The following is a 22,259-nucleotide window of genomic DNA, read 5'->3' as shown; positions in this document are numbered from 1 at the left end:
CTTTTTTTAATGTTAAAATGAAACGTTGATCCCTAGAGTAAAACGTTTTGATACCGGGTATAGAGAACTAGAGTAGCCATCTGAGCCCACTTCTGGATCCATACCTGAAAAACCTGTAAACGTGAATAGGTTATCACCGGACACATAGAAACCTAAATGGGTAATTCCCATAGATTCGATAGCCTTGGAAGGTAAAGAATACCCAAGCTGTATATTTCTTAACCTTAAATAACTGGCGTCTTCTAAATACCTTGAAGATGTTTTGTTAGAAAGATTGTTTCCTCCGTACACAAGTTTTGGGTGGGTGGCAACATCTCCTGGCTCTTCCCATCTAGACCAATCATCGAACAAAACTTGTTGGTTATAGGTAGGGTAAGCCCCATCGGAATCGTACAATTCTCGACTGGAATTATAGATTTTTCCTCCGCTTACAAAATTGAAATTTGTAGAAAGGCTAAAGCCCTTATAATCAAAATAATTAGTGAAGCCTCCATAAAAGTCAGGAGATGATGTACCTACGATCTGTTTGGTAGCGGCATTGTAATCGTTGGTTACCGATTTTTCTCCCGTTTCACTATCAACTACTTCCCAAAGTGGATCGCCGTTTTCTGGATCTACTCCCATCCATTTTCTCATGAACCATGAATTATAGTCCTCTCCTTCTCGTGATACCTTGGTTCCCCTATCTATTTCGGCACCTTCGTATAATTCTGTTATTTCGTTCTTATTAAATCCGATGTTTCCACCTAAGGACCATGTAAAGCTACCTTCGTCACCGGTAATGATATCGGCATAGAGAGAAGCTTCAAAACCTTTGTTCTTAACGCCTCCAATATTCTCCCAGTAACCCGTATAACCACTGGTCGAAGGCAATGTCACATAATACAATAGGTCTGATGTATCTTTGATATAGTATTCCGCAGAGAAATTGATTCGGTTAAAGAACCTGGTATCTATACCAAAGTTGGACAGGTACGATTTTTCCCAAGAAAGGTCATCGTTTCCTAATTGTGAAGGTGTAGTGGCCGTGTAACCATCATACACATTGGTTAAGCTGTAAAGGTCGTACTGTGGGTACAAAGAGCTTGGACGGTTACCTACAGATCCATAACTGACCCTTAGCTTTAATTGATCTACCCAATCCGCTTTAAAAAAGTCCTCGTTGTGAACGTTCCAACCCAAACTACCCGAGTAGAAGGTACCATACTGGTTATCGGCACCAAAATTGGATGCCCCATCCCTTCTTACAGAAACTTGGGCCATGTATTTTGAGTCATAGCTATAGTCAGCATTAAAGAAATAGGACTGTAATGCATAATCGTTCGTTATTCCTCCTACCGCAGCTGGAGTTGCGGCATTGCCTAATATTTCGGTACCTGTTACGATACCATAACCCGTTGCCGAATCGCTTTCGTACTTATAATCATTATACTCATAGGCAACCAAGGCATTTACATAATGCTTTCCAAAACTATTGGAGTATTTAAGCATTTGGTTGGTGAAATTGGTAACTCGTTTGGCATTCGATTTATATAAGGCACCATTGGTGGCCAATCCTGAATTCGACGACGGATCGGTATATGATAAACCATTGGTATAATAAAATGAAACACCGTTGGTAGAGATGTACTTCACATTTTTAAAAAGGTCGTACTCAAAATCGAAATTGGTATACAGTTCCAATGTTCTGTTCTTACTGTAGTTCCATTGTAGGTCGTACAGGTAGTTCGATGCGTCTCTACCATACCATGTAGTGCCCGCTTCTTGAGGGTTGATCACATTACCTTCTTCATCATAAGGTTGGTCCCATGGCAAGTAGGTGTACATAGCGTACAACGAATGTTGTTGGCTATTGGTCTTCTCATAACTTAAAGCTACCCTAGGTTTTAAGGTCAAACGGTCGTTGACATCGTAACTATGGTTCAATCTAAAAGATACACGATCGTAATCGTACCCCTTAACAGTTCCTGTCTCGTTATAATACCCTAACGAAGCAAATGTTTTCGATTTTTCGGTTCCGCCGGTAAAGACCATACTGTAATCTTGCAATATGCCCGTTTGGGTACCATTATCAAACCAATCATAATCGGTATTCTTTAAACTTTCGTCAAACCAAGCAGGAATATTCTCTTGATTGCTGTACGACAGGTAGTGATCATACAATTGATCTGAATTCATTACTTCAAAGTTTCCTTGGTTTAAGTTTGAATAACCTACCCTAGAGGACAATGAAAACGTAGCCTTGTCAGACCCACCTTGTTTGGTAGTTACCACAATTACCCCATTTGCACCTCTAGAACCGTACAATGCCGTTGCAGATGCATCTTTTAATACAGAAATAGAATTGATCTCTACAGGGTTAATATTAGGTGTTGTATGCATAATCATACCATCTACCACCCATAGTGGCGCCACATTACCATTTATAGAAGACAAGCCCCTTATACTAATGCTCGGTGTAGAACCTGGTTGACCACTAGACTGCACAACCTGTACACCCGATGCCTTACCTTGTAACATTGTTGAAACATTTGGGGTGACTACATCGGTAAGCTCTTCTGCATCTACCGTGGCTACGGACGATGTTACCTCCGATTTACGTTTTGAAGTATACCCGGTTACAATCACTTCTTGCAACTCCGATACCTGTTCTTTTAAGAAGATTTGCAAACTAGAACGACCATTTACCGACACGGCCTTTGTTTCGTAACCTATATAACTGACCAAAATAACGTCATTGGCATTTACACTTAATGTGAAATTACCGTCAAAATCGGTTACCGTTCCTTTTTGCTTTCCTTGGATAACGATACTTGCCCCTGCAATAGGAATTTCGTTATCGGCATCGGTCACGACACCGGTTAATGTGCTCTCTTGAGCAGTGGCCGTAAAATTCGCGGCAACAAAAATGAGTAAGAGGGTAAAGCCCCTTAACATCTTAGAAAATCTATCCATATTCATTTTTTTGAGTTAGTACTAGTTAACTGTTAATCAAGAATGTGCTGTGTAAAATGCTCTACCTAGAATATCTGAACATTTTGTTAACGATACGTAAACACATTCTTAATGTAGTTTCAAATCTAATCAGCACTCTGGGGTAAAGAGGGGGTGTTTTTGATCGCTTAGGGTAGAATTTTTAAGCAAACTGAAAATAAAGAGGATTTTCTGTAACCTTTTGAATATAATTTTGATATTTAGTCAAATAATTCGACAAAAAACATCATTTTAAACAAGATGGCAATGAGTGTAATCTGTGGCTGTCTTAAATCTTGATTCCAAAGTCTTCGAGGTTAATTTCCCCCTCTTTCCTTAGTACTTCCTTTTTTAAGGCAGAAGGTGATTTTCCAAATGCTTTTTTAAAGCATTGGCTAAAATATTTGGCATCTTTATACCCTACAATAAAGGCAGCCTCCGAGACTCCATATCCACTTTCTATAATAAGTTGTGCCGCTCTTTTCAATTTTAAGGTCCTGTGTAGTTCCACCAAAGATTTACCCAGTATTTTATGGCATTTTCTATAGATTACCGAATAACTCATATTTAGCGTATTGGCCAAATCTTCCAAACGAAAATCGGGTTCTTCCAAATGTTCATTGAGCGCTGCCACCAGTTCAGAAATAAAGACATCTTCTTTCGACTGCATTTGATTGGGCAAAGGCGTGCCCACCAGTTTACCCTTTAATTGCTCCATAGCCTTTTCTCTACCGCTCATTATATTCTGTATGACCAAAGAGAGCTCCCTGAAATTAAAAGGTTTTTGAACATAAGAGATAGCCCCGGACTTATACCCGGCAATTCTCGTCTCCGGTGCATCCACGGCAGTAAGCAAGATAATAGGTATGGTAGCTGTCGATTTTTCTTCCTGTAAACGTTCACAGACTTCGATACCGTTCATCTCTGGCATCATTACATCGCATATAATAAGATCTGGTAATATTTCTTTGGCCAATTCCACTCCCTTTTTACCATTATCAGCCAAACGTACCTGATATTTACTCCTTAATTCATCTTTTAAGAACATTTGCATTTCTACATGATCCTCTATTACCAATATGGTAGGTCCTTTTGATTCTTCATTGTCATCTGGCAAGCGATCCCCGACTGGTATATTTCCTAGATGTTCATTCTCTTTAACTTTATTCGCCCGCGATTCTTCGAACAATTTTTCTTCTGATGATAAAAGGTTATCTCGGGTAAATAATTTCACCCTAAAAGTTGAACCTTTCCCTTGCTTAGAATCAACACTGATTTCACCATGATGAAGCTCTATCAACTCTTTTGCCAAGGCCAATCCAATACCCGAAGAATCCGTACTTTGTTTTCCAAGATCAGAACGGTAAAACAATTTGAATATTTTTTCTTGATCCTTTACGGGGATACCCGGTCCAGAATCCGATACCTGTAGCGCTACAAACTCTTGTTTCTTATTATATTCCACAACCAGGGATACCTCTCCCCCGCTCGGGGTAAATTTTATTGCATTGGACAATAAGTTATATATAACATGCTCTATCTTATCCCTATCATACCAAAAGACAATGTCTTCTTTAGGATAATGTTGGTTAAAATTGAGCTGTTTAAAAGCCGCCTGTTCTTCAAAGGAAACCACCACCGACCTTACGTTGGCAATAAAGTTGTTCTTTGTAGCCCGTATCTGCAATTTATTGACTTCCTTATCCCTAAGATTGGTAAGTTCCGATGCTATGCGAGAAAGTCTTTTGGCATTGTTCCGAATCAAATGCAACCTGTTCTTTAGCAGATCATTGCCAGAGGCCATGGCCTTGTTCAGCATATCATCTATGGGGGCCAAGATAAGTGTTAAAGGTGTTTGTACCTCATGCGACATTTTTACAAAAAAGTCTACCTTCATGTCGTACATCTCCTTCTCTTTGGCTCCTTTCCACGACTCTTGCTGTAGTCTGTATTTTAAGATCAACCATTCATAAACGCCATAAAATATAGCGAGCGCCAATAACCCATATATCAGATAGGCCCAATTAGATTGCCACCAAGGAGGGGCAATATATAATTTGATCTGCTTTTCGCCCAAATCCCAAATTCCTTTTTTAGAACCAGCTCGCACCTCAAACACATAGTCGCCATACGGTATATTGGTATACGTGGCGATCCGGTTAGATTTAGGTTCGATCCAATCCTCATCAAACCCTTTTAACCTATAGGCATATTGGTAATTGGGCGCTAAAACATTATCTAAAGCGGTAAATTGAAACGAAAATGATGTTTGCCCGGCTTCTAACTTTAATTCATCCAAAAACTCTACCCTACTATTCTCCATCGAGGGATAAAAATGCTGAATGGGCTTGTTCAAGACCTCTATCTGGGTAATGTACAACTTGGCATTGGAATCTTTTTTTTCCATAGATTCCGGTTTAAAGACACTGACCCCATCGGCTCCTCCAAAATACAATTGTCCGTCAGAGGACCTATAGACACTTTTTGTCAGAAAAGAATTGCCCTGTAATCCATCTATACGGTAGTATGATTCCAGATTTTTTGTTTCAAGATCGTAATGATGTATTCCTTGTGAACTGCCCAACCATAATTCATTGTCGGACGGGGTCAATATAGATGTTATTGTTATTTCACTTAATCCTTTTTCTTCCCTTAAAGAGAGATACGAACGATCTATTGGATCGAACTTGATCAAAAAGCGGGATTTTGTAAGAAGCCAAAGTTTTCCTTCACTATCCTTATCCATAGCTATTATGGAGTAATCCTCTTTATCCAATACCGACTTATGATAAGCTACAGGTTCAAATACGGGATTTTGTAGCCCCATGCTTTCATCGAACCTAAAAAACATTCCAGGCTCTTGGCTTATCCATATATTCCCATTATTATCCTCTATCAACCAATCTATAACCTTTCCGGACAAACCGTATTTATTATTGTCGTATATCGCCAACACCTCCCCACGGTCATTATATATATTCAACGATGATCTGGAGGCCGTCCACACCCTTCCCTTAGAATCCACAAAAATGGTTCTAATATCCGTCACTTTATGTCCTGCGCCATCCCTCACCTCTACTTGTACGGGTATGTTATGTCTCTCCCCTTTTAAGACCCACAGTCCATTTTGATAGGTGCCTACCCATAAATTTCCGAGTGAGTCTACCGCCATAGATTGCACAAACTTCCCCTTGAAAGGGATATCTGCGCCCTTATCCATAGAATATAATGTCTTGGTACCATCAACATGCATGGCCGTGAGCCCCTTACCATCGCTCCCGAACCAAAGAATACTATCAGGTGTCCGCATAATGGACAAAGTCTTGGTGGGTACCCCTTCTTTACTGCCACTGTAATAATTAATGGCAGGGTTTACCTTTGGCAAAATATCTATTTGGCCTTCTTTGGTCACCACCCATATATTGTGACTTGCATCTTCACCTACATTGGTAATGGTAGCATTGCTAATGGAAAATTTGTTAAGTGGGTCGGGTTTAAAATTATCAACTTGATCCGTATTCGGGTCTATTCTAAAAAAACCATCACCATCTGTACCCGCCCATACAATTCCGCTACTATCGCAATACAACGTAATAAACATCGGGTATTTACCATCTTCGGCAAGATCAATGTTCTGCGCTAATTGTATAAATTCCTTTTTTTCGGGGTCGAGTTTTAACAGCCCATGTAATTCGGTAGCGATCCATAGATGGTCATTTTTATCCACTTCCAATTTGATCAGATCAGTACCAAAAGAAGTTACGGGAGCCTCTACCTTATGCCATAGTTTTTTATCCGCATTATAATGATGAATGGTACCATCCATAAAACTGGCCCAAACATTATTTTTAGTATCGACCGCTATATCTACGATAGAAGTTGCCTTCTCGGCAGGCGAGTTAGGCGATTTACCCACAGATTCAACAGTTTCAGATCCGTTTCCGTAATAATACAGTTTACCGGTATCGGTACCGAACCATACAACCTCATCGTTAGAGGAGACCGCTACTATTCTTTCGCTTATAGTATTATCTATGCCGATTTTAACGACCGTTCCCTTCTCGTCTACATAAGACAACTCCTGTAAGGTTGAAGCGATCCATAAACGCTTATTCGAATCTCGATGAAGAAGTACGGGGAATTTATACGAAAAACCATCGCCAAAATAAGATGTATAGGGCTTTAGCTCAAAATCGTAACCATCATACTTATAAAGACCTTGTGCCCCAGAGATCCAAACAAAACCAAAATCGTCATAGGTTATATCTGAATACGCCAAAAAATTTCTGGATAAATGGACAAAGTTAGAGCGCTCACTTTGGGCAAAGCCGCCCATATAGGAGAAAAGTATACATGTTAACATTAGCAAAGTGCCCAAACCATGCATAAATACTACTTGTATTTTGTTTAAAATGAAGTTAATATCTATATTGTTTTAATCTTTATTACCCTAATCTACTTTTATTCCCATCTCTTATCTACAACAAATCTATCATCGTTCTATGAGTATTTGGTAACAATTGGATAAATTTTATAAGTAAACTTTATCAGTGCAATAAAATTAAGAGCCAATTAACATATTTATTGAGAATCGATAAAAAAACCCCCTAAGATTAACTATTATGTCAACTAAGAACAACCCTTAATTGTTTGAAATTTACACCAAACCAAATAATACGAACCTGAAAACGAAAAAGAGTAAAGATCTAAATATAAAAGAACGTGATGCAGAATAATCGAAGAAATTTTATCAAAAAAACATCTGCCGCCAGTTTGGGCATGGCAATTTTACCAACCTCTGCCCTTGAGTTTACCACTGGCAAGGATAGCAGAAAATTAAAAGTCGGAGTTATAGGGGTAGGTTTAAGGGGAACCAACCACTTAAACAATCTTTTATTAAGAGACGATGTGACCGTTACCGCCATATGCGATATCGACCCAAAGAGAATAGCACTTGCAAAAAGTAAAATAGCGGAGAAAGGCAAAAAGAAACCCTTGGTTTTTGATAAAAACGAACACGATTATAAAAATCTGTTGGAACATGACGATGTTGAAGCGGTAGTAATATCTACTCCTTGGCTTTGGCATACAAGAATGGCAGTAGATGCAATGGAAGCAGGAAAATATACCGGATTGGAGGTATCCGCGGCCAATACTTTGGAAGAGTGCTGGGACCTGGTAAATACGCACGAGCGTACGGGAACTCACCTAATGATTATGGAGAATGTTTGTTACCGACAAGATGTGCTTGCCGTTTTAAACATGGTAAAACAAAATGTTTTTGGTGAGTTGGCCCATTTCCGTTGCGGATATCAGCACGACCTAAGAGGCGTTAAATTCAATGACGGTATAGACCCATATGGACCAGGAGTAGAATTTGGAGAAAAAGGTATTTCCGAATCTAAATGGCGAACCCAACACTCTTTATTACGAAATGGCGATGTATACCCAACCCATGGTTTAGGCCCTGTAGCCGTAATGGCAGATATTAACAGAGGTAACAGATTGGTCTCCCTTACTTCACATGCCAGTAAGCCAAGAGGGCTTCACGATTACATCGTAAAACACCCAAAAGGAGGCGAAAACCACCCCAATGCCAAACTTGATTGGAAACAAGGGGATGTCATCACCACAACAGTAGAGACGGCCAAGGGAGAGACGATCATAATTACACACGATTGTAACCTTCCAAGACCTTACTCGCTAGGTTTCCGTGTGCAAGGAGTAAATGGTCTCTGGGAAGTAGATGGTAACAGAATGTACATAGAAGGTAAATCGGAACCACACCGTTGGGATTCCGCAGATTCTTGGTTAAAGAAATACGAGCACCCTCTTTGGAAGAAATACGGTGATTACGCCAAGGATGCCGGCCACGGAGGAATGGATTTCTTTGTTATGAACGCTTTTGTAGAGTCCGCTAAACAAAACATTGCACCACCAATGGATGCTTATGATGCCGCCGCATGGAGCTCTATAACACCGTTATCGGAAGCCTCTATCGAAAACAATGGGGAACCACAGGAAATACCAGATTTCACCAGAGGTATGTGGATCAAAAGAAAACCTTACAATTGGATAAAGGAGACCTTTTAACAAATAGGTCTTTACAAATCCTTACATAGCAATATACTGTATAAGCGGTTGTAACCTATTGTACTGGTTGTAAAACTAAACCCCCGACAATTTATAATTGTCGGGGGTTCATAATTTTAAGCAAAAACCATATGAATTATGGGCTACCGCTTCACTTGTTCTTATAGTGAATTCATACTACAAGAATGCAGCCCATTATCTGTACCTTAATGTTCTTAAACCACTTAGAACCCCTATTCCTATACTTAATTTGATAATAGAAAATTAAACAGTAATGTTCTATATATCATTAGCCAATGTTAAAAATCACAGCTTGGTATTTCTTTAAAACAAAAAACCCGACAATCATAGATTGTCGGGTTTTAAAGTATAATGTCGGGGTGGCAGAGTTAAACAATTCATCATACTACTTTTACTTTCAATATTTTACCTTACTAATATAACGCTATACTCCGTTTTGCAATTTCTGCAACAAATGGAGGCAAATGATATAATTCATTATTACTTAAAGTTAATAAAACCAATTGTCGAAATCAAATCTTGTCAAATATTAATTTCTAAGCTCAACTAGTTATAAAAAACGACCTAATTGTTATAAGGGATAAAAAAGTTTCATGGGTATCGGACATACAAGCTAGATTCAGATTTCTATCGAATCAGTTGAATTTTCTTGATAGACTCCCTTTCCTCTAGATTTGTCTAAAAAGACGAATACCAATATCCAGGTTCAACACCCCGAACCACAATAGAAAGAAAATTCCGCTCATACCCGTAGTAGGGTCCGTAATGTTGAACGGCTCGTTCATTAAGCGATAAATACCAATGTAATAACCTCCTATTAAACCAACTTGAATGTACATACATAACAGGCGATCGGTTAGCCCGGATAGGTTTCTGCGTATAAGCCATAAGTAGGCCAGTACTACACTTAAAATATAAAAATGGAGAGGGGCTACTAAATTAATAAACCAAGGCGTACCCTTATAATCCATTTCCTGAACAATCAAGGTCTTGAAAGCAACAGCCGTGACATTGGTCACCATAAAACACAGACTATAATAAGATACCAAAAGGGTCAACCTCATTTTTTTTTGTAATCCATTCTTAAAAGTCCCATTGCCTTTTAATCTACGCTTTAGTCTTATGAAAACAAAGACGGAAAGGATGGTCATCAAGGGCATGAACACAAATGCTTCAAAGAAACCTGTAGCTCTTATAATTTTAAGAAGAGGTGCTAATAGTTCTCCAAGCCCATTGGTATAGGTAATATCATTGCTTTGCATGTCCCTTTTTAGTTTTGGTGAAACTTATAAGGCAAATCGATTGTTGCATTTGTTCTATGGTAAAAAACATAGGAACATGATAGAATAACCAACATTGTTAACGGAAACAATAGATGAGCGCTAATGCCCTCAACTACCCACATACTTATGAAGGCCGATGTAAAATCAATGCCGAACCCTGCGTACGCCCATTCCTTTACTCTAGAGGGTACTTTGGGCAGGATTAAGGCTAAAGAGCCAATTATTTTGAAGATGTTAAGCATGGTTCCAAAATATGATGGATAGCCCAGATCGGCTATACTCTGTCTGGCCATTTCCGATTGGAAGGTCAATGCCGTTGCCACTCCAAACAATAAAAAAATAATTACTGTGGTAATCCAATAAATTAATCTGTCTTTCTTCATTTTTACTTTATTTATTTTTTAAAGAAGACCTGCGTGCAGGTCATTTATGGCTTCTGTTGGTGTTTTTCCATATCCTCGTAATACTGCATATTTATCAGAATCCAAGAGCGATACTATGTACTGTCCTTCTTTTCTATTAAAACTCAAATGTTTTAGCTCGTTGGTATTGATGTTCATTTCTATAAATTCTTCTTTCATCACATGTACAATCTGGAAGACATTAAGTTTTACGGGTGTTAAATTTCTATTTTACATCCACTTTCCAATACGATTATTTCTTTTGTCCCCATAGAAGGAAAGAACGAAGCTGTTGGGCTACCAATTTCTTTATCTGTTCCCGATATTGATTTTAGGATTGCTTCGTTTTCATAGATTAGAGTAACTCTGGCCCGTTCTAAATACTTTTGTCCGTAGGGCGTTTTGAAGGAAGTGTTTTTAAGAAGATTCAAATTGATGTTGTACCATTGCCCATCCGTATATGTTAATTCTGAGGTTAGTTTCAACTCGGTACGGAGCAATGAATTTTTTGACCAATAGTTGTCTTGTGAAAGATGAAATAAATTAGCGTCCTGCATGATTTCTTCCAATATGTTTTTAGTGCCACTATCATCTTTTGTAGCTAGAATGCAGTTACTGATTGCGCTCATTGCTTTCTGCGATAGTTCGGTTGGTTCAAGGTAATTCTCTGCTATAAGTGATGCGATAAGTTTATTGTTTATAGACTTACTTAAATATCCTGTGTTGTGGAACCAAGCAGCCAATAACAAGATTTCTTGATCAACAGTATCCAATTCTAAATAATCTGAAATAATCCCCACGGCCCGAACCACGTTTTTGGTGTGGTCCAAATTATGGAAACGATGGTTTTTGGAAAGATGATTGGTGAACAGATTGACTACATATTCTTGTGCTTTTTTCACAAGCGGAGTTGTAATGTGCATGATTTTTAGGTTTTTGGTTAAACATGGTCAAACCTAGTTATCATGTAACTGAAATACCCGTAAAAAATGATGAGTCGGTTGTTTTCTGGATGAGACAGGCTTATAGGCAGATTCCTAATAGAAATTTAAAAAGTTGAGGTGAAAACCAAGAGTATATTTTGTTGCTCAAATTTTATTTTGACTTCTAGACTTCTCCTTTTTATTCTTTCCTTTAATAGGAAATCATTACTTAAGTGTTTTTAAAATAGAGTCAGTGGGAGTGGAAAATTTGTATTCACCGGTTTAGGAGGAAAGCCATATTTTAAATTTACCCATTCGTTCTACGGAAACCATAACATTCAAATCATTCGGCTTGGGCTCTAGGTTAACTTGTATCCGTGATTTTGAGGCGTAGTACATTTTTGTAATGGAATTGATGCCCACAAGGTACTTTCTGTTGACCCTAAAGAAATCCTTGGGATCAAGTTGGTTCTCCAGGAAATTTAGCGTGTCGTCTAAAGGAATGTTCCTGCCATTTTTCAGCTTTGAAAAAGTTACTTTATCTTCTGAATAGAAATAGGCTATTTCGGAAATATTAATACTTTGAAGTGTGTTGTTCATTTTAACCAAGAACCTTTTTTTGTAGTGGTGCTCACTTGAAAAAATAGCTTTATAGTTAGGAACCTCCGATCCACCGAATGTTTTGAATTTTTCTATGGCTTTTTGTAGGGTGTCTTTTGATACGGGCTTTAGCAAATAATCAATACTGTTTTGTTGAAAAGCCTTTAAGGCGTACTCGGAATAGGCGGTAGTAAAAATAATAGGAGTTTTAATCTCTAGGTGATTGAAGATTTCAAACGAATTACTATCGGAAAGGTGGATGTCCAAAAAAATAAGGTCCGGGGTGTTGGACGTTAAATATTCAACGGCCTTTTTTACCGATTGAATTACTTTATGTATAACGATAGAACCATCAATTTCCTGAACCATGTTCTGAAGCCTGATAGCTGCTATTTCTTCGTCTTCTATGATGATAGCCTTGATCATTAGGTTGATTCTATTAGAGGTACAATAGCTACATACTTACCGTTCTTAATTTCAAATTTAGGCTTTTCGGTGTGGATCATTGTATATTGATTGGTTAAATTCATCAGTCCCTTTCCGGTTGATTCCCCATGTTTGTTCGAATCGTTTCTGGGTTGATAATTATTGGAAACAATTACATAATTACCCAAAGTACGAACGGTAATTTCCAATGGGCGCTCTTTTTCTACGATGTTATGTTTTATAGCATTTTCCACCAAAAGTTCCAAAGTCATTGGGGGTACCATTTTATCCAGATCGGAGGCCGCTACATTATAATCTACGACTAAGCTTTTGTTGAAACGAATTTGTTGCAGTGCCACGTAACTGCGCATAAGTTCTAGTTCTTTTGATAGCGGCACTACGAGTTCATCAGACTGATCCAGGGTATAACGGTATACTTTAGAGAGTTCATTTAAGAAATATTCCGCCTTTTCGGGATCTTGTGTGATAAGCCCACTTAGGCTATTAAAACTATTGAATAAAAAATGGGGGTTCAGTTGGTTCTTTAGATTAAGAAATTTAGCTATCAATTTTTCATTTTCAATATCCCGTAAGCGAATCTGAACCTGCTGATTTTCTCTTTGTAGTTCAGAAAACGATTCCAAAGCATGTACAAAGAGAGCAACAAAAGAAAGCCCTATGAATATGCCTAGAAAAAGAAGGTCAAAAAAATCTCCACTATCAAATTCGGGAAGCATTAGTGTAGACAGGTACCTTGTAAAGAAGGTAATACCAATGACTTTGGCCAGAATAACCACTCCCCAAAACAACCGTTGATGATACCCTCCTTTGACACGGATATTTCTATAATAGCCAGTATTCATTATCCATTTTCTCAAATAGTAAAACAGATAGGTCACTACTACAATAGAAGGCAATGTAAGTACCGCAAAGAAAATCTCTTCTTCCAGTATATAATCACCATTGTTTATTTCCCCAAGGAAATCCAATGCGGTTACTAAAAAACCAATAAGAAAATATAATAAGAACCTATTTCTTCTTAAACCGGTATTTTTTTTATTATTCATCTGTTATGGTTAATTTATCCTCGGCCACATCAACAGTATAAAAATAACCTACAGCACGATTGCTTGGATTGGTCATGTTGATTACATTACTTCTAATCGTTGCAGGTGGTGGGTTGCCCCCAAAAGATATACCTGTATTTCCCGTTTGAGTAAACAGTTCGAAAAGATAGTCAAAATATCCTTCGGAAATGGCCAGTTGTTGTCCGGTAGCTACATCTCCTACTTTAAATGTGACTTCTCCATTAATTTCTGCTCCGATACGCTTTTGTCCATCAAAAAATTCATCGGAAGTTATGAGTATTTGAGAATTACCGGGGTCTGGTTTAATTACAAACTCACCATTTCTATAAACCCTATAGTAATAGTAGTTGTCCACATTTGCAGGGTCGGTAGTATCACATTTTAACGTATACCCTTCATCCGAGAAAACTGTTTCTTCTTGAAATTCGGCAAAAAACCGATCAAACGGGGCCACCTCGTTCAAGGTATCCGATCCTTCATAAACCTCACCGTTCCATTTAATAGTCACAGTATAGGTACTACCCGTAGTGGGTTCTAGCTCGTCATTTATGTAAATACCATCTCCAGAATAATCAAATATATAATTAGTTGTACCGTCGGTGACACTAACTTGAGCATCACTAACAAAAGGATTGGGGTCTTTTGATAGAAAATCATTGGTAGTTGTCAATTGAAACTGCTGTGATTTTAATGGGCTTTTACTATTGCGTTCCAAACCTCCGTTAATAATTAATTTTGGTGGAGACTGCTTGAGGTCAATATCATTAGTAACATCGGTCTCACAAGAGAGAATCATGATGCTTAAACAAAGGTATGTAATGCGTTGTACTGTTTTTATTATAGCTTTCATAGTCTACTTTCTTTTCTTATTTAAAATTTAAATTGGTAGGTTACCGAGGGGACTATTCCCAAAAAGGAAAACTTACTGGCTTCTGTCTGTCCGGAAGGAATGTCTATATTATTAATTTCATCTACCCGCTCCCTAAAGTAAATGGTAGCTGCATTCTGTCTGTTGTAAGCATTGGCCAAGCTAAAAATCCAAGTGCCGTTTTTTCCTTCTTTAGGATTCAAAGTGGCGGAAAGGTCTAATCTGTGAAATGCGGGCAATCTATTTCCGTTTCTACCCTCATAATCGGGAACCACAAGCCCGTTCTGAACAAACTTGCCAGTGGGGTAGGTAACTGGTTTTCCTGAGCCATAGATGAAGTTGGCGCCCAAATCCCAACGTTTATTCAGTTTATAAAGGCCTACAAGGCTTACCTCATGAAGCTGGTCATTATTGGCCGGATAAAATGTATTGTTATTAATACCTTGAATCTTTCGTTCCGTGCGTGCCAATGTATAACTAAGCCATCCTGTTAGCTTTCCTGAATTCTTGTTCAATTGAAACTCCATACCATAAGCGCGGCCATTACCTTGTACGACTTGAGTCTCTATTTGTTCTTGAAACAGTAAATCGGCTCCATCCACAAAATCGGTAACGTCATTAAGGTCTTTGTAATAGGCTTCTACACTAAAGTCATAGGCATTGTTTTTTAAAGTCTTAAAATATCCCAAGGCAAACTGATCGGAAGATTGAGGTTTTAGATAGGGGCCACTAGGTGCCCAAATGTCCAAGGGTGTGGCCGATGTAGAATTGGATATTAAATGAAGGTACTGGTACGTCTTGTTGTAACTAGCCTTTAAAGAGGTAGTTTCGTTCCAAAGGAATCTTGCGGAAGCCCTTGGTTCAAGATTATTAAAACTCTCAATAACATCTCCTGAATCGTAAGCTACTTCGCTCACCACGTTGTTTTCATCAAAAAGGTCCAACGTTGGGTTATAGCTAAGAGGAGTACCGTTTTCGTAAATGGATACCGTTTCATTGCCCAGACGCTGGAAATTAGACCAGCGAAGGCCGTATTGAAAACTTAATTTATCAGAAACTTTGTGTTCAAAATCAACATAGGGAGCTGATTCAAGAGCATATTTTTTCTGAAATTGCTGTGGGCTGGTGCTGGAATTGTTGATAGCGGAAATTTTACCGGGATTAAAGTTATAATAGGTAAAATCTGCCCCTGTTTTTAGTGTGTTACCGGAACTAATGTACCAGTTTAATCTTGGTTTAAAATTATAATTTACAATATTAGATGACCATTTAAACTCAGAACCGGAAGTTAACACATCTACCTCATAGGCATAATCACTGTAAATGGCCGAAGCTTGAAAGAACAGCTTATCGTTTAATACGCTTGTATAACGCAAAGTAGCCGAACCGTTTCCATAAGTATTACCAAAAATATTCTTGATGGCAAATTTATCTTGTCCGAAATATCCAGATAGGAATAGCTTATTGTTTTCATTAAGGTTATAGTTTACCTTAAGGTTTACGTCATAAAAATAGAGTTTGGTATCATCTAAATCTTCCAATAAAGGAGAGAACACATCTAAATAGGAACGCCTACCGGCAAGTAAGTAACTTCCTTTTCCTTCTTCTTTATTACCTTTTCCTATTGGCCCTTGTATGAGTGCTCTGCTTGAAATTAGACCTATGCCCAATTCTCCTTCAAATTCTTTAACGTTACCTTCCCGTTGTTTAATATCTAGTACAGAGGACAAGCGCCCACCAAAGTTTGCGGGGATACCTCCTTTGTAAAGCTTTACACTCTTAACGGCATCTGCATTGAATACCGAAAAGAAACCAAGCAAGTGGGAAGCATTGAATATAGTTGCATCATCTAGTAACACTAGGTTTTGATCGGCAGAACCCCCTCTCACATTGAATCCAGAGGAACCTTCACTAACACTGGATACACCGGGAAGCAATTGAATTGATTTGAGAACATCTACCTCGCCCAAACCTGTTGGCAATTTCTTTATGGTAGAAGTCTTCAAGGTGGCCACGCTCATTTCCGTAGATTTAATATTTCTAGTGGTGGTATTAGTTGTAACCACAACTTCATCAAGAGCATTGGATTCTTCTATCATTTTAAAGTTCAATTTCGTATCGGCATTCAGAACCACTTCCTGTTCCAAGGTTTCAAAACCTAAATAGCTAACCACTACATTATGAGTTCCTTCCTTTAAACTGATGGAAAAGAAACCGTAATCATTAGTGGTAGTACCTTTATCTCCATCTACAATAATGTTAACTCCAAAAAGAGCTTCACCATTGGTAAACTCTTTAACGTAACCACTTATGGAATACTCTTTCTGGGCAGACAGCGTTAAGGAAGTAAACCAGAACAAACAGAAAACTAATCTTTTCATTTTGTGACTTTTAAATTATTAATCTGGGGTAAAACTATGGTATGATCAATGTATAGTATGAGGCATTACGATGAGCGTGGAGAATTTCTGATGAGCCTTAAAATTATTGGATGAACGCTATCCAAGTTATCTAATGGCGTTTGAGTTGTAATTCAAAAAAGGTCATAAAAAAAGACCGCCTGCATGGACGGTCTTATAATTTATATTTAGAAGTTTATTACAGCGCATTGTACCTAAATTTTTGCCCGCCGATGGAGGCATCGGCCATTAGGCCCGCTTTTGGATATATAAATGCCGCAATGCCGTCTTTAAATTGGGCATTGACCCCAACACCCGATTTTAGTACTATGGCAGAGGCTTCTGCCCCAAATTCATAATTACCTTTCTTAAAACTGTCAAGGTCGTCCTGGGTTTCAAAGAATAATACTTCAACAGTTGATTGAGCGCCCGCTTGCATACCGATGTTCAATTTCTTCATATCCAAAATACCGGTTAACATTCCTTTTTCAACGAGGACACCTTTGCCTGATGCTCCCCCTACTATAAGTCCCCCCTTTCCCACATTAGGAAATATGGCAAAGCCCACAGCACTCTTAAAGAGGTTTTCGAAATTGGGATTGTTCGCTATCAATTCTTTTTTTGCGTTGACAGCATCCTTGGCGATTCTTGATTCGTTTTTTGTTTGAGCAGTTGCCACTGATACGGCCAATACCATGGATAGTACTGTAATGGATTTTAATTTTTTCATTTTTGTATGATTTTATAATTAATAAGCAACAAATGTAGAATCAAGTGCCTACTACCGGAAGAGGATAAAGATAGGTTATGGAAATTGTGGACAGACTTGGATTTTTATAAGATAAGTCAAAACGCCTATGGCATCTTGATTTTACTAAAATGGGTTAAATGGAGTAAGTAAAGAGTATGGTAAGGGTTTGTTTTAGGTCTCTAGTTCCAATACTAAAACCAGTAACCGATACTAAAGAAAAGTTCTCCTTCATTAACCTCTGGGGACCACGAGTACATTATTTTGATAGGACCGAGAAAAGATTCTAAACCATACCCAATACCATAACCGGTAAATGATGGTTTCGTGAACCAATCCCCGGTTTGGAACAGGTCATCTCCGACATTGGCATAGTCTACCGAAAAAAGTAGATGGTTCTTAGGTGTAAATTCGTAGTCTATTGTTCCCTTTGATCTTATATAACTGTTCCCTGGAATAGATAAAAAATCATAGCCTAAAAAGGGTACAAAGTTATTGATAAGGTCGGCGCCATAGCCACCCAGAACAAAATCAAAAGAGGTGACATCAGAGGTTCCCAATTTCAATCCACTGTCAAATTGAATGTTGACAGAAAGGTTTTTGGTTAGTGGTGTGGCCAGACCAAGTTTTGCCTTTACAACGGCGAATTCTGAGAAGTTGTTATTGAAATCGGAAGAGTGTAAGTAAAAATGTGCATTACTATTAAAATATAACCCTTTAACAGGGAAGTATTTGTCATCAAAAGTGTCAAAAGTAAGATTTCCAAAAATACTATAATAGTTACTTTTTTCGAACAAAACACGATTGTCAGAATCAACTTGAAACTGTGTCTGTCCTTCTGTATTTTCGTTTAATATTTTGGATAAAGTTGGCGTGCTAAACTTTAAAAAGTTATGTTCTAGACCTAAGGTAAAGGCGAATTCCTCTCGCCAAACAGTCTGAAAGTATAATTGGTTGGTAAAATCGGTAACCCCTAAGTTTATGTTTTGAACATCATCAATTTCGGCACCTTCATAATTGCTTTGAATGACATCAAAACCTATTGTTTTTTCAAAATCGTTGAAGCTTGAATTGAAGCCATAACTCAAATAAGAGCCCTTATCTACATAATATTGTAATTTGTACCTGAGTCTATCACCAACGATAAAATCAAAAGAGGCTACATCATCCTTCATTAAAAAATTCTTATGGGTCAAGTTGGCCAAGGCCCCACTTTTGTACAAGTCGTCATAGTGGGCACTCAACCTTATAAAGGTCTTGTTCTGGTTTTCCTCTAGTTTCAGGATGAGGTTGTCCCCTACATCGTTTGACACAAGCCTGTAACGAATGCTATTAAAATTTCCTGTAGCGGCAAGGTTGCTCATTCCCTGTTGTAATTGGGCAAATGTGATACTTTCACCAAGCTCAAACCTTAATTTACCCTTTATATATCCTCTGGAATAGTTTTTGTTATTTCCCGTAATTGATAATTGAACTATATTAATTTCATCGTTAGGTCTTAACCCTTTAATTAGCCTGTTGCTGTTGTTTTTGGATTTTGGCAATAGTTTTAGTTCATTATATTTTTTATTCGCTGCCGCCTCTCCCAAACTAATGATAGTATCTCCCCTGGCAAAATCCAGTACCGAGAATTCTTCCATATTAGGCTTAATATAAATGTTGGTTTTTTTTGATTTCTCCTTCATGTAATTTACCGTTCTGAAATTGTTGATCTGGTTAAGGATTTCCATTGCAGATGTAAGTTCACTCCGGTCCGAAAGGCCATGTTGTACATCCACGCCAATTATGATGTCCGCTCCCATTTTCTTTACTTCCTCCAAAGGGTAATTGTTCACGACGCCCCCGTCAATTAAAATATTACCATCTATTTCAGCTGATTCGAAAAGAGAGGGTAGAGTTCCACTGGCCATTACGGCTTCCGGTAGATACCCGTTTTCTAGTACTATTTCTTCCCCTGTTTCAACATTGGTGGCTATACACAAAAAAGGAATAGGCAATTGGCTAAATTTTTTGGTGTCTCTTACATGATATAGTAATCTTACCAATTCACTGTAGATATTGTGACCTCCGGAATATGCGGCCGGTGTCGAAATTTTAAACTTATCAAAAGGAAGTGTCAGAACATATCTTTCAGAATTTTCTTTTTTGTAAAAGGTCTTGGCATTTCTAGGAATATGATCTTGGATGAGTGTAGTGAAATCGGTAGCTCTAAAAATAGAATCAAGTTCGGTTGCTGAATATCCGGCGGCATACAACGCTCCAACAATGGCGCCCATACTGGTGCCGCCAATGTAGTCTATTTGAATACCTAAATCATCTATTACCTTTAGGGCCCCAATATGCGCCAAGCCTTTTGCACCACCACCACTTAGCACCAACCCCACTTTAATATCATCAGCTTTTATAGTTTTCTGGGCTATACCGAATGAGGTAATACATAGAGTTATTAAAATGAAAACGGTTTTTTGCATGACATAATCATAAGTTGGTCCAGTAATTTCTCAAAACCCAAAACTAGTTTTAAGTACCAAAATGTGTCTTAACAATCTTGACGAGCCCTTGAAAAATTAAATGGAACCTCGTTTTTGGTGATGAGTCAAATCCTGTAAAAAAGAATTAAGAAAAGCATATCAAGAAGAATCATTGCCTTGATTTTGAAAAAAAACTGACTTATCAAGAATATTCCTGATTCATCATATTTTATCTAGAAAAGCACATACTGTAACCGATTTTTGAAGTGCATAAGTGGGATGCTCTTATTAAAAAACCATCCATATAAAAACTATAAACAAGCTATCATGAGAGATAAAAATGATAATCTTAGAATTAAGCGTGTTAGTAATGCATGCGTATTGATACAAATGGGTAAGTATGCCATTCTTACCGATCCGTTTTTCTTAAATTGGAAAAGGATAGGTATCAAGGAAGAAGTGGCAATAAGCCCAAAAGAACTCCCTCCTTTGACCGCAATAATTGGATGTCATGCCTTTTTAGACCATTGGCAGATGCAAAGCCTGGTAGAGTATCCGCACAATAAAGATAATGTTCAGGTCTTCGTGGCGATGAAGTCGCAGATCAGAAGTGCAAATAAATATGGTTTTAACAATGCAGAAGTTCTGCAATGGGGAAATCAGCGCACTTCGGGCGATTTAACCATTGAAGCGGTAAAAGCACAGAAAATGATGATGTGGCGCGTAAACAACTATGTGCTGCGATCAGGAAAAATGACCGTTTTCTTCGGTAGTGAAGCCCGCGACCTTAAGCCCTTATCCGAGTATAGGAAAAAGAACGGACCAGTGGATGTGGCTATTTTTCCTGTGAATGCTGTTCATCTATTCGGAATATATCAACTTGTAATGAGTGGAGAACAAGCTGTTCAAGGGGCTAGGTTACTTGGAGCAGATACTCTTTTTGTCATTCACGACGCTCATCCTGTTATTCCAGGCCTGATACATATCAAAAGTTCAGGGGATGATGCTGATAAAGCGGCCGCTCTTATCAATGATGTTAAAATTGAAGTTGTCCGTATAGCTCCGGGAATCCAATGGGCCTACCACCAAGTAAATTAGTTCATATAATTTATGGCTATAAAACCCAAGGGAAATACTCTAACTTTAAATGCATTGGCCTTTGGTAACTTTGCAGCGGGTATAAGTTCCCTTATAGTTGCAGGAATTTCTACCGAAATGGCCACTGGCCTTGACGTGACTGTTGGCCAAATAGGTCTGCTGGTTACCGTTTTCGCACTATCATATGCCATAGGCGCACCTCTTTTTTCCGCTCTTCGCGGTAAAACTGATTGTCGTACTGTGCTAATTATAGGTATGTTAACGGTTTTGGTCGGGATTGCCTCCAATTATACTATTGTGCTTATTGGTCGTGTTATCTCCGCAATTGGTTCTGCCGTTTTCGTTCCCTTGGCGGCATTAGTGGGTATTTCGATAGCAAGGCTAGAGGAACAGGGGCGCATTTCCGCTATCGTTTTTACGGGTGTGGCAGTTGCCACAGCTATAGGTGTACCCTTTGGTACGTTTATCGGAATAAATTTCGGCTGGCTATTTAGTTTTATGGCTGTTTATTAGTTTTAAATAGATTCATTTGGCATCAAACAAAATCCATAAAAACAAAAAACCCGACAATCTACGATTGTCGGGTTTTAAAGTATAATGTCGGGGTGGCAGGATTCGAACCTGCGACCTCCGCGTCCCAAACGCGGCGCGATAACCGGGCTACGCTACACCCCGAAAAGGTTATCTTAAATTTTGAAGAAAATTGCGGAGAGAATGGGACTCGAACCCATGCGACACTTGCGCGTCGACAGATTAGCAATCTGCTCCGTTACCACTCCGGCACCTCTCCAATAATTTCTTCAATGAACTTTCGCTTAAAATGCGGATGCAAATGTAAATTTATCAGCATTATTAAACAACTATTTT

General features: G+C 38.4%; 15 protein-coding genes and 2 tRNA genes. 3 read left to right on the top strand and 14 right to left on the bottom strand.

The window, feature by feature from the left end:
- Positions 1-12: 12 nt before the first annotated feature.
- Positions 13-2,955: a TonB-dependent receptor gene (locus J8L85_RS09050; protein WP_247656618.1), complete on the bottom strand. Its 2,943-nt coding sequence runs from the start codon at positions 2,953-2,955 to the stop codon at positions 13-15.
- A 307-nt stretch (positions 2,956-3,262) separates the two neighbouring features.
- Positions 3,263-7,309: an ATP-binding protein gene (locus J8L85_RS09045; RefSeq protein WP_211016618.1), complete on the bottom strand. Its 4,047-nt coding sequence runs from the start codon at positions 7,307-7,309 to the stop codon at positions 3,263-3,265.
- Positions 7,310-7,698: 389 nt separating this feature from the next.
- Between J8L85_RS09045 and J8L85_RS09040 the strand changes: the two genes are divergently transcribed.
- A complete protein-coding gene (locus J8L85_RS09040) occupies positions 7,699-9,066 on the top strand; it encodes a Gfo/Idh/MocA family oxidoreductase (RefSeq protein WP_211016617.1) in 1,368 nt (455 codons plus the stop codon).
- A gap of 689 nt (positions 9,067-9,755) precedes the next feature.
- Here the strand turns inward: J8L85_RS09040 and J8L85_RS09035 are convergent.
- From J8L85_RS09035 to J8L85_RS08990, 10 genes are all read right to left on the bottom strand, one after another.
- Positions 9,756-10,349, bottom strand: a complete 594-nt coding sequence (locus J8L85_RS09035; RefSeq protein WP_211016616.1) for a hypothetical protein — start codon at positions 10,347-10,349, stop codon at positions 9,756-9,758.
- A gap of 8 nt (positions 10,350-10,357) precedes the next feature.
- Entirely contained in the window at positions 10,358-10,753 is a 396-nt protein-coding gene (locus J8L85_RS09030; RefSeq protein ID WP_211016615.1) for a DoxX family protein, read from the bottom strand.
- Between the two features lie 18 nt (positions 10,754-10,771).
- Positions 10,772-10,951 (bottom strand): hypothetical protein, encoded by a 180-nt coding sequence (locus tag J8L85_RS09025; protein WP_211016614.1) that lies wholly within the window; start codon positions 10,949-10,951, stop codon positions 10,772-10,774.
- Between the two features lie 38 nt (positions 10,952-10,989).
- Positions 10,990-11,694, bottom strand: a complete 705-nt coding sequence (locus J8L85_RS09020) for a hypothetical protein (protein WP_211016613.1) — start codon at positions 11,692-11,694, stop codon at positions 10,990-10,992.
- Between the two features lie 282 nt (positions 11,695-11,976).
- Positions 11,977-12,720 carry a LytTR family DNA-binding domain-containing protein gene (locus J8L85_RS09015; RefSeq protein ID WP_247656617.1) on the bottom strand — a complete coding sequence of 248 codons (744 nt, stop codon included), beginning with the start codon at positions 12,718-12,720 and terminating at the stop codon, positions 11,977-11,979.
- On the bottom strand, positions 12,720-13,787 hold the full coding sequence (locus J8L85_RS09010; RefSeq protein WP_211016612.1) for a histidine kinase: 1,068 nt from the start codon (positions 13,785-13,787) through the stop codon (positions 12,720-12,722). The genes J8L85_RS09015 and J8L85_RS09010 overlap by 1 nt, the downstream gene beginning before the upstream one ends.
- On the bottom strand, positions 13,780-14,658 hold the full coding sequence (locus J8L85_RS09005; RefSeq protein WP_211016611.1) for a DUF4249 family protein: 879 nt from the start codon (positions 14,656-14,658) through the stop codon (positions 13,780-13,782). The genes J8L85_RS09010 and J8L85_RS09005 overlap by 8 nt, the downstream gene beginning before the upstream one ends.
- Positions 14,659-14,678: 20 nt before the next feature.
- Entirely contained in the window at positions 14,679-17,057 is a 2,379-nt protein-coding gene (locus J8L85_RS09000; protein ID WP_211016608.1) for a TonB-dependent receptor, read from the bottom strand.
- Between the two features lie 217 nt (positions 17,058-17,274).
- Complete coding sequence (locus J8L85_RS08995) at positions 17,275-17,805, bottom strand: lipid-binding SYLF domain-containing protein (RefSeq protein ID WP_211016606.1); 531 nt, start codon at positions 17,803-17,805, stop codon at positions 17,275-17,277.
- Between the two features lie 212 nt (positions 17,806-18,017).
- Positions 18,018-20,294 (bottom strand): patatin-like phospholipase family protein, encoded by a 2,277-nt coding sequence (locus J8L85_RS08990; RefSeq protein WP_211016605.1) that lies wholly within the window; start codon positions 20,292-20,294, stop codon positions 18,018-18,020.
- A 261-nt stretch (positions 20,295-20,555) separates the two neighbouring features.
- Between J8L85_RS08990 and J8L85_RS08985 the strand changes: the two genes are divergently transcribed.
- Both J8L85_RS08985 and J8L85_RS08980 read left to right on the top strand, forming a co-directional pair.
- Entirely contained in the window at positions 20,556-21,392 is an 837-nt protein-coding gene (locus J8L85_RS08985; protein WP_211016603.1) for an MBL fold metallo-hydrolase, read from the top strand.
- Between the two features lie 12 nt (positions 21,393-21,404).
- Entirely contained in the window at positions 21,405-21,905 is a 501-nt protein-coding gene (locus J8L85_RS08980) for an MFS transporter (protein ID WP_211016601.1), read from the top strand.
- An 87-nt stretch (positions 21,906-21,992) separates the two neighbouring features.
- Here J8L85_RS08980 and J8L85_RS08975 read toward each other — a convergent pair.
- Positions 21,993-22,067, bottom strand: a tRNA-Pro gene (locus tag J8L85_RS08975).
- 31 nt (positions 22,068-22,098) lie between these two features.
- A tRNA-Ser gene (locus tag J8L85_RS08970) sits at positions 22,099-22,182 on the bottom strand.
- Positions 22,183-22,259 lie beyond the last annotated feature (77 nt).

It is taken from the genome of Maribacter sp. MMG018 (assembly GCF_018100785.1).
GTDB lineage: Bacteria > Bacteroidota > Bacteroidia > Flavobacteriales > Flavobacteriaceae > Maribacter.
This window is presented reverse-complemented; position numbering and strand designations above follow the sequence as displayed.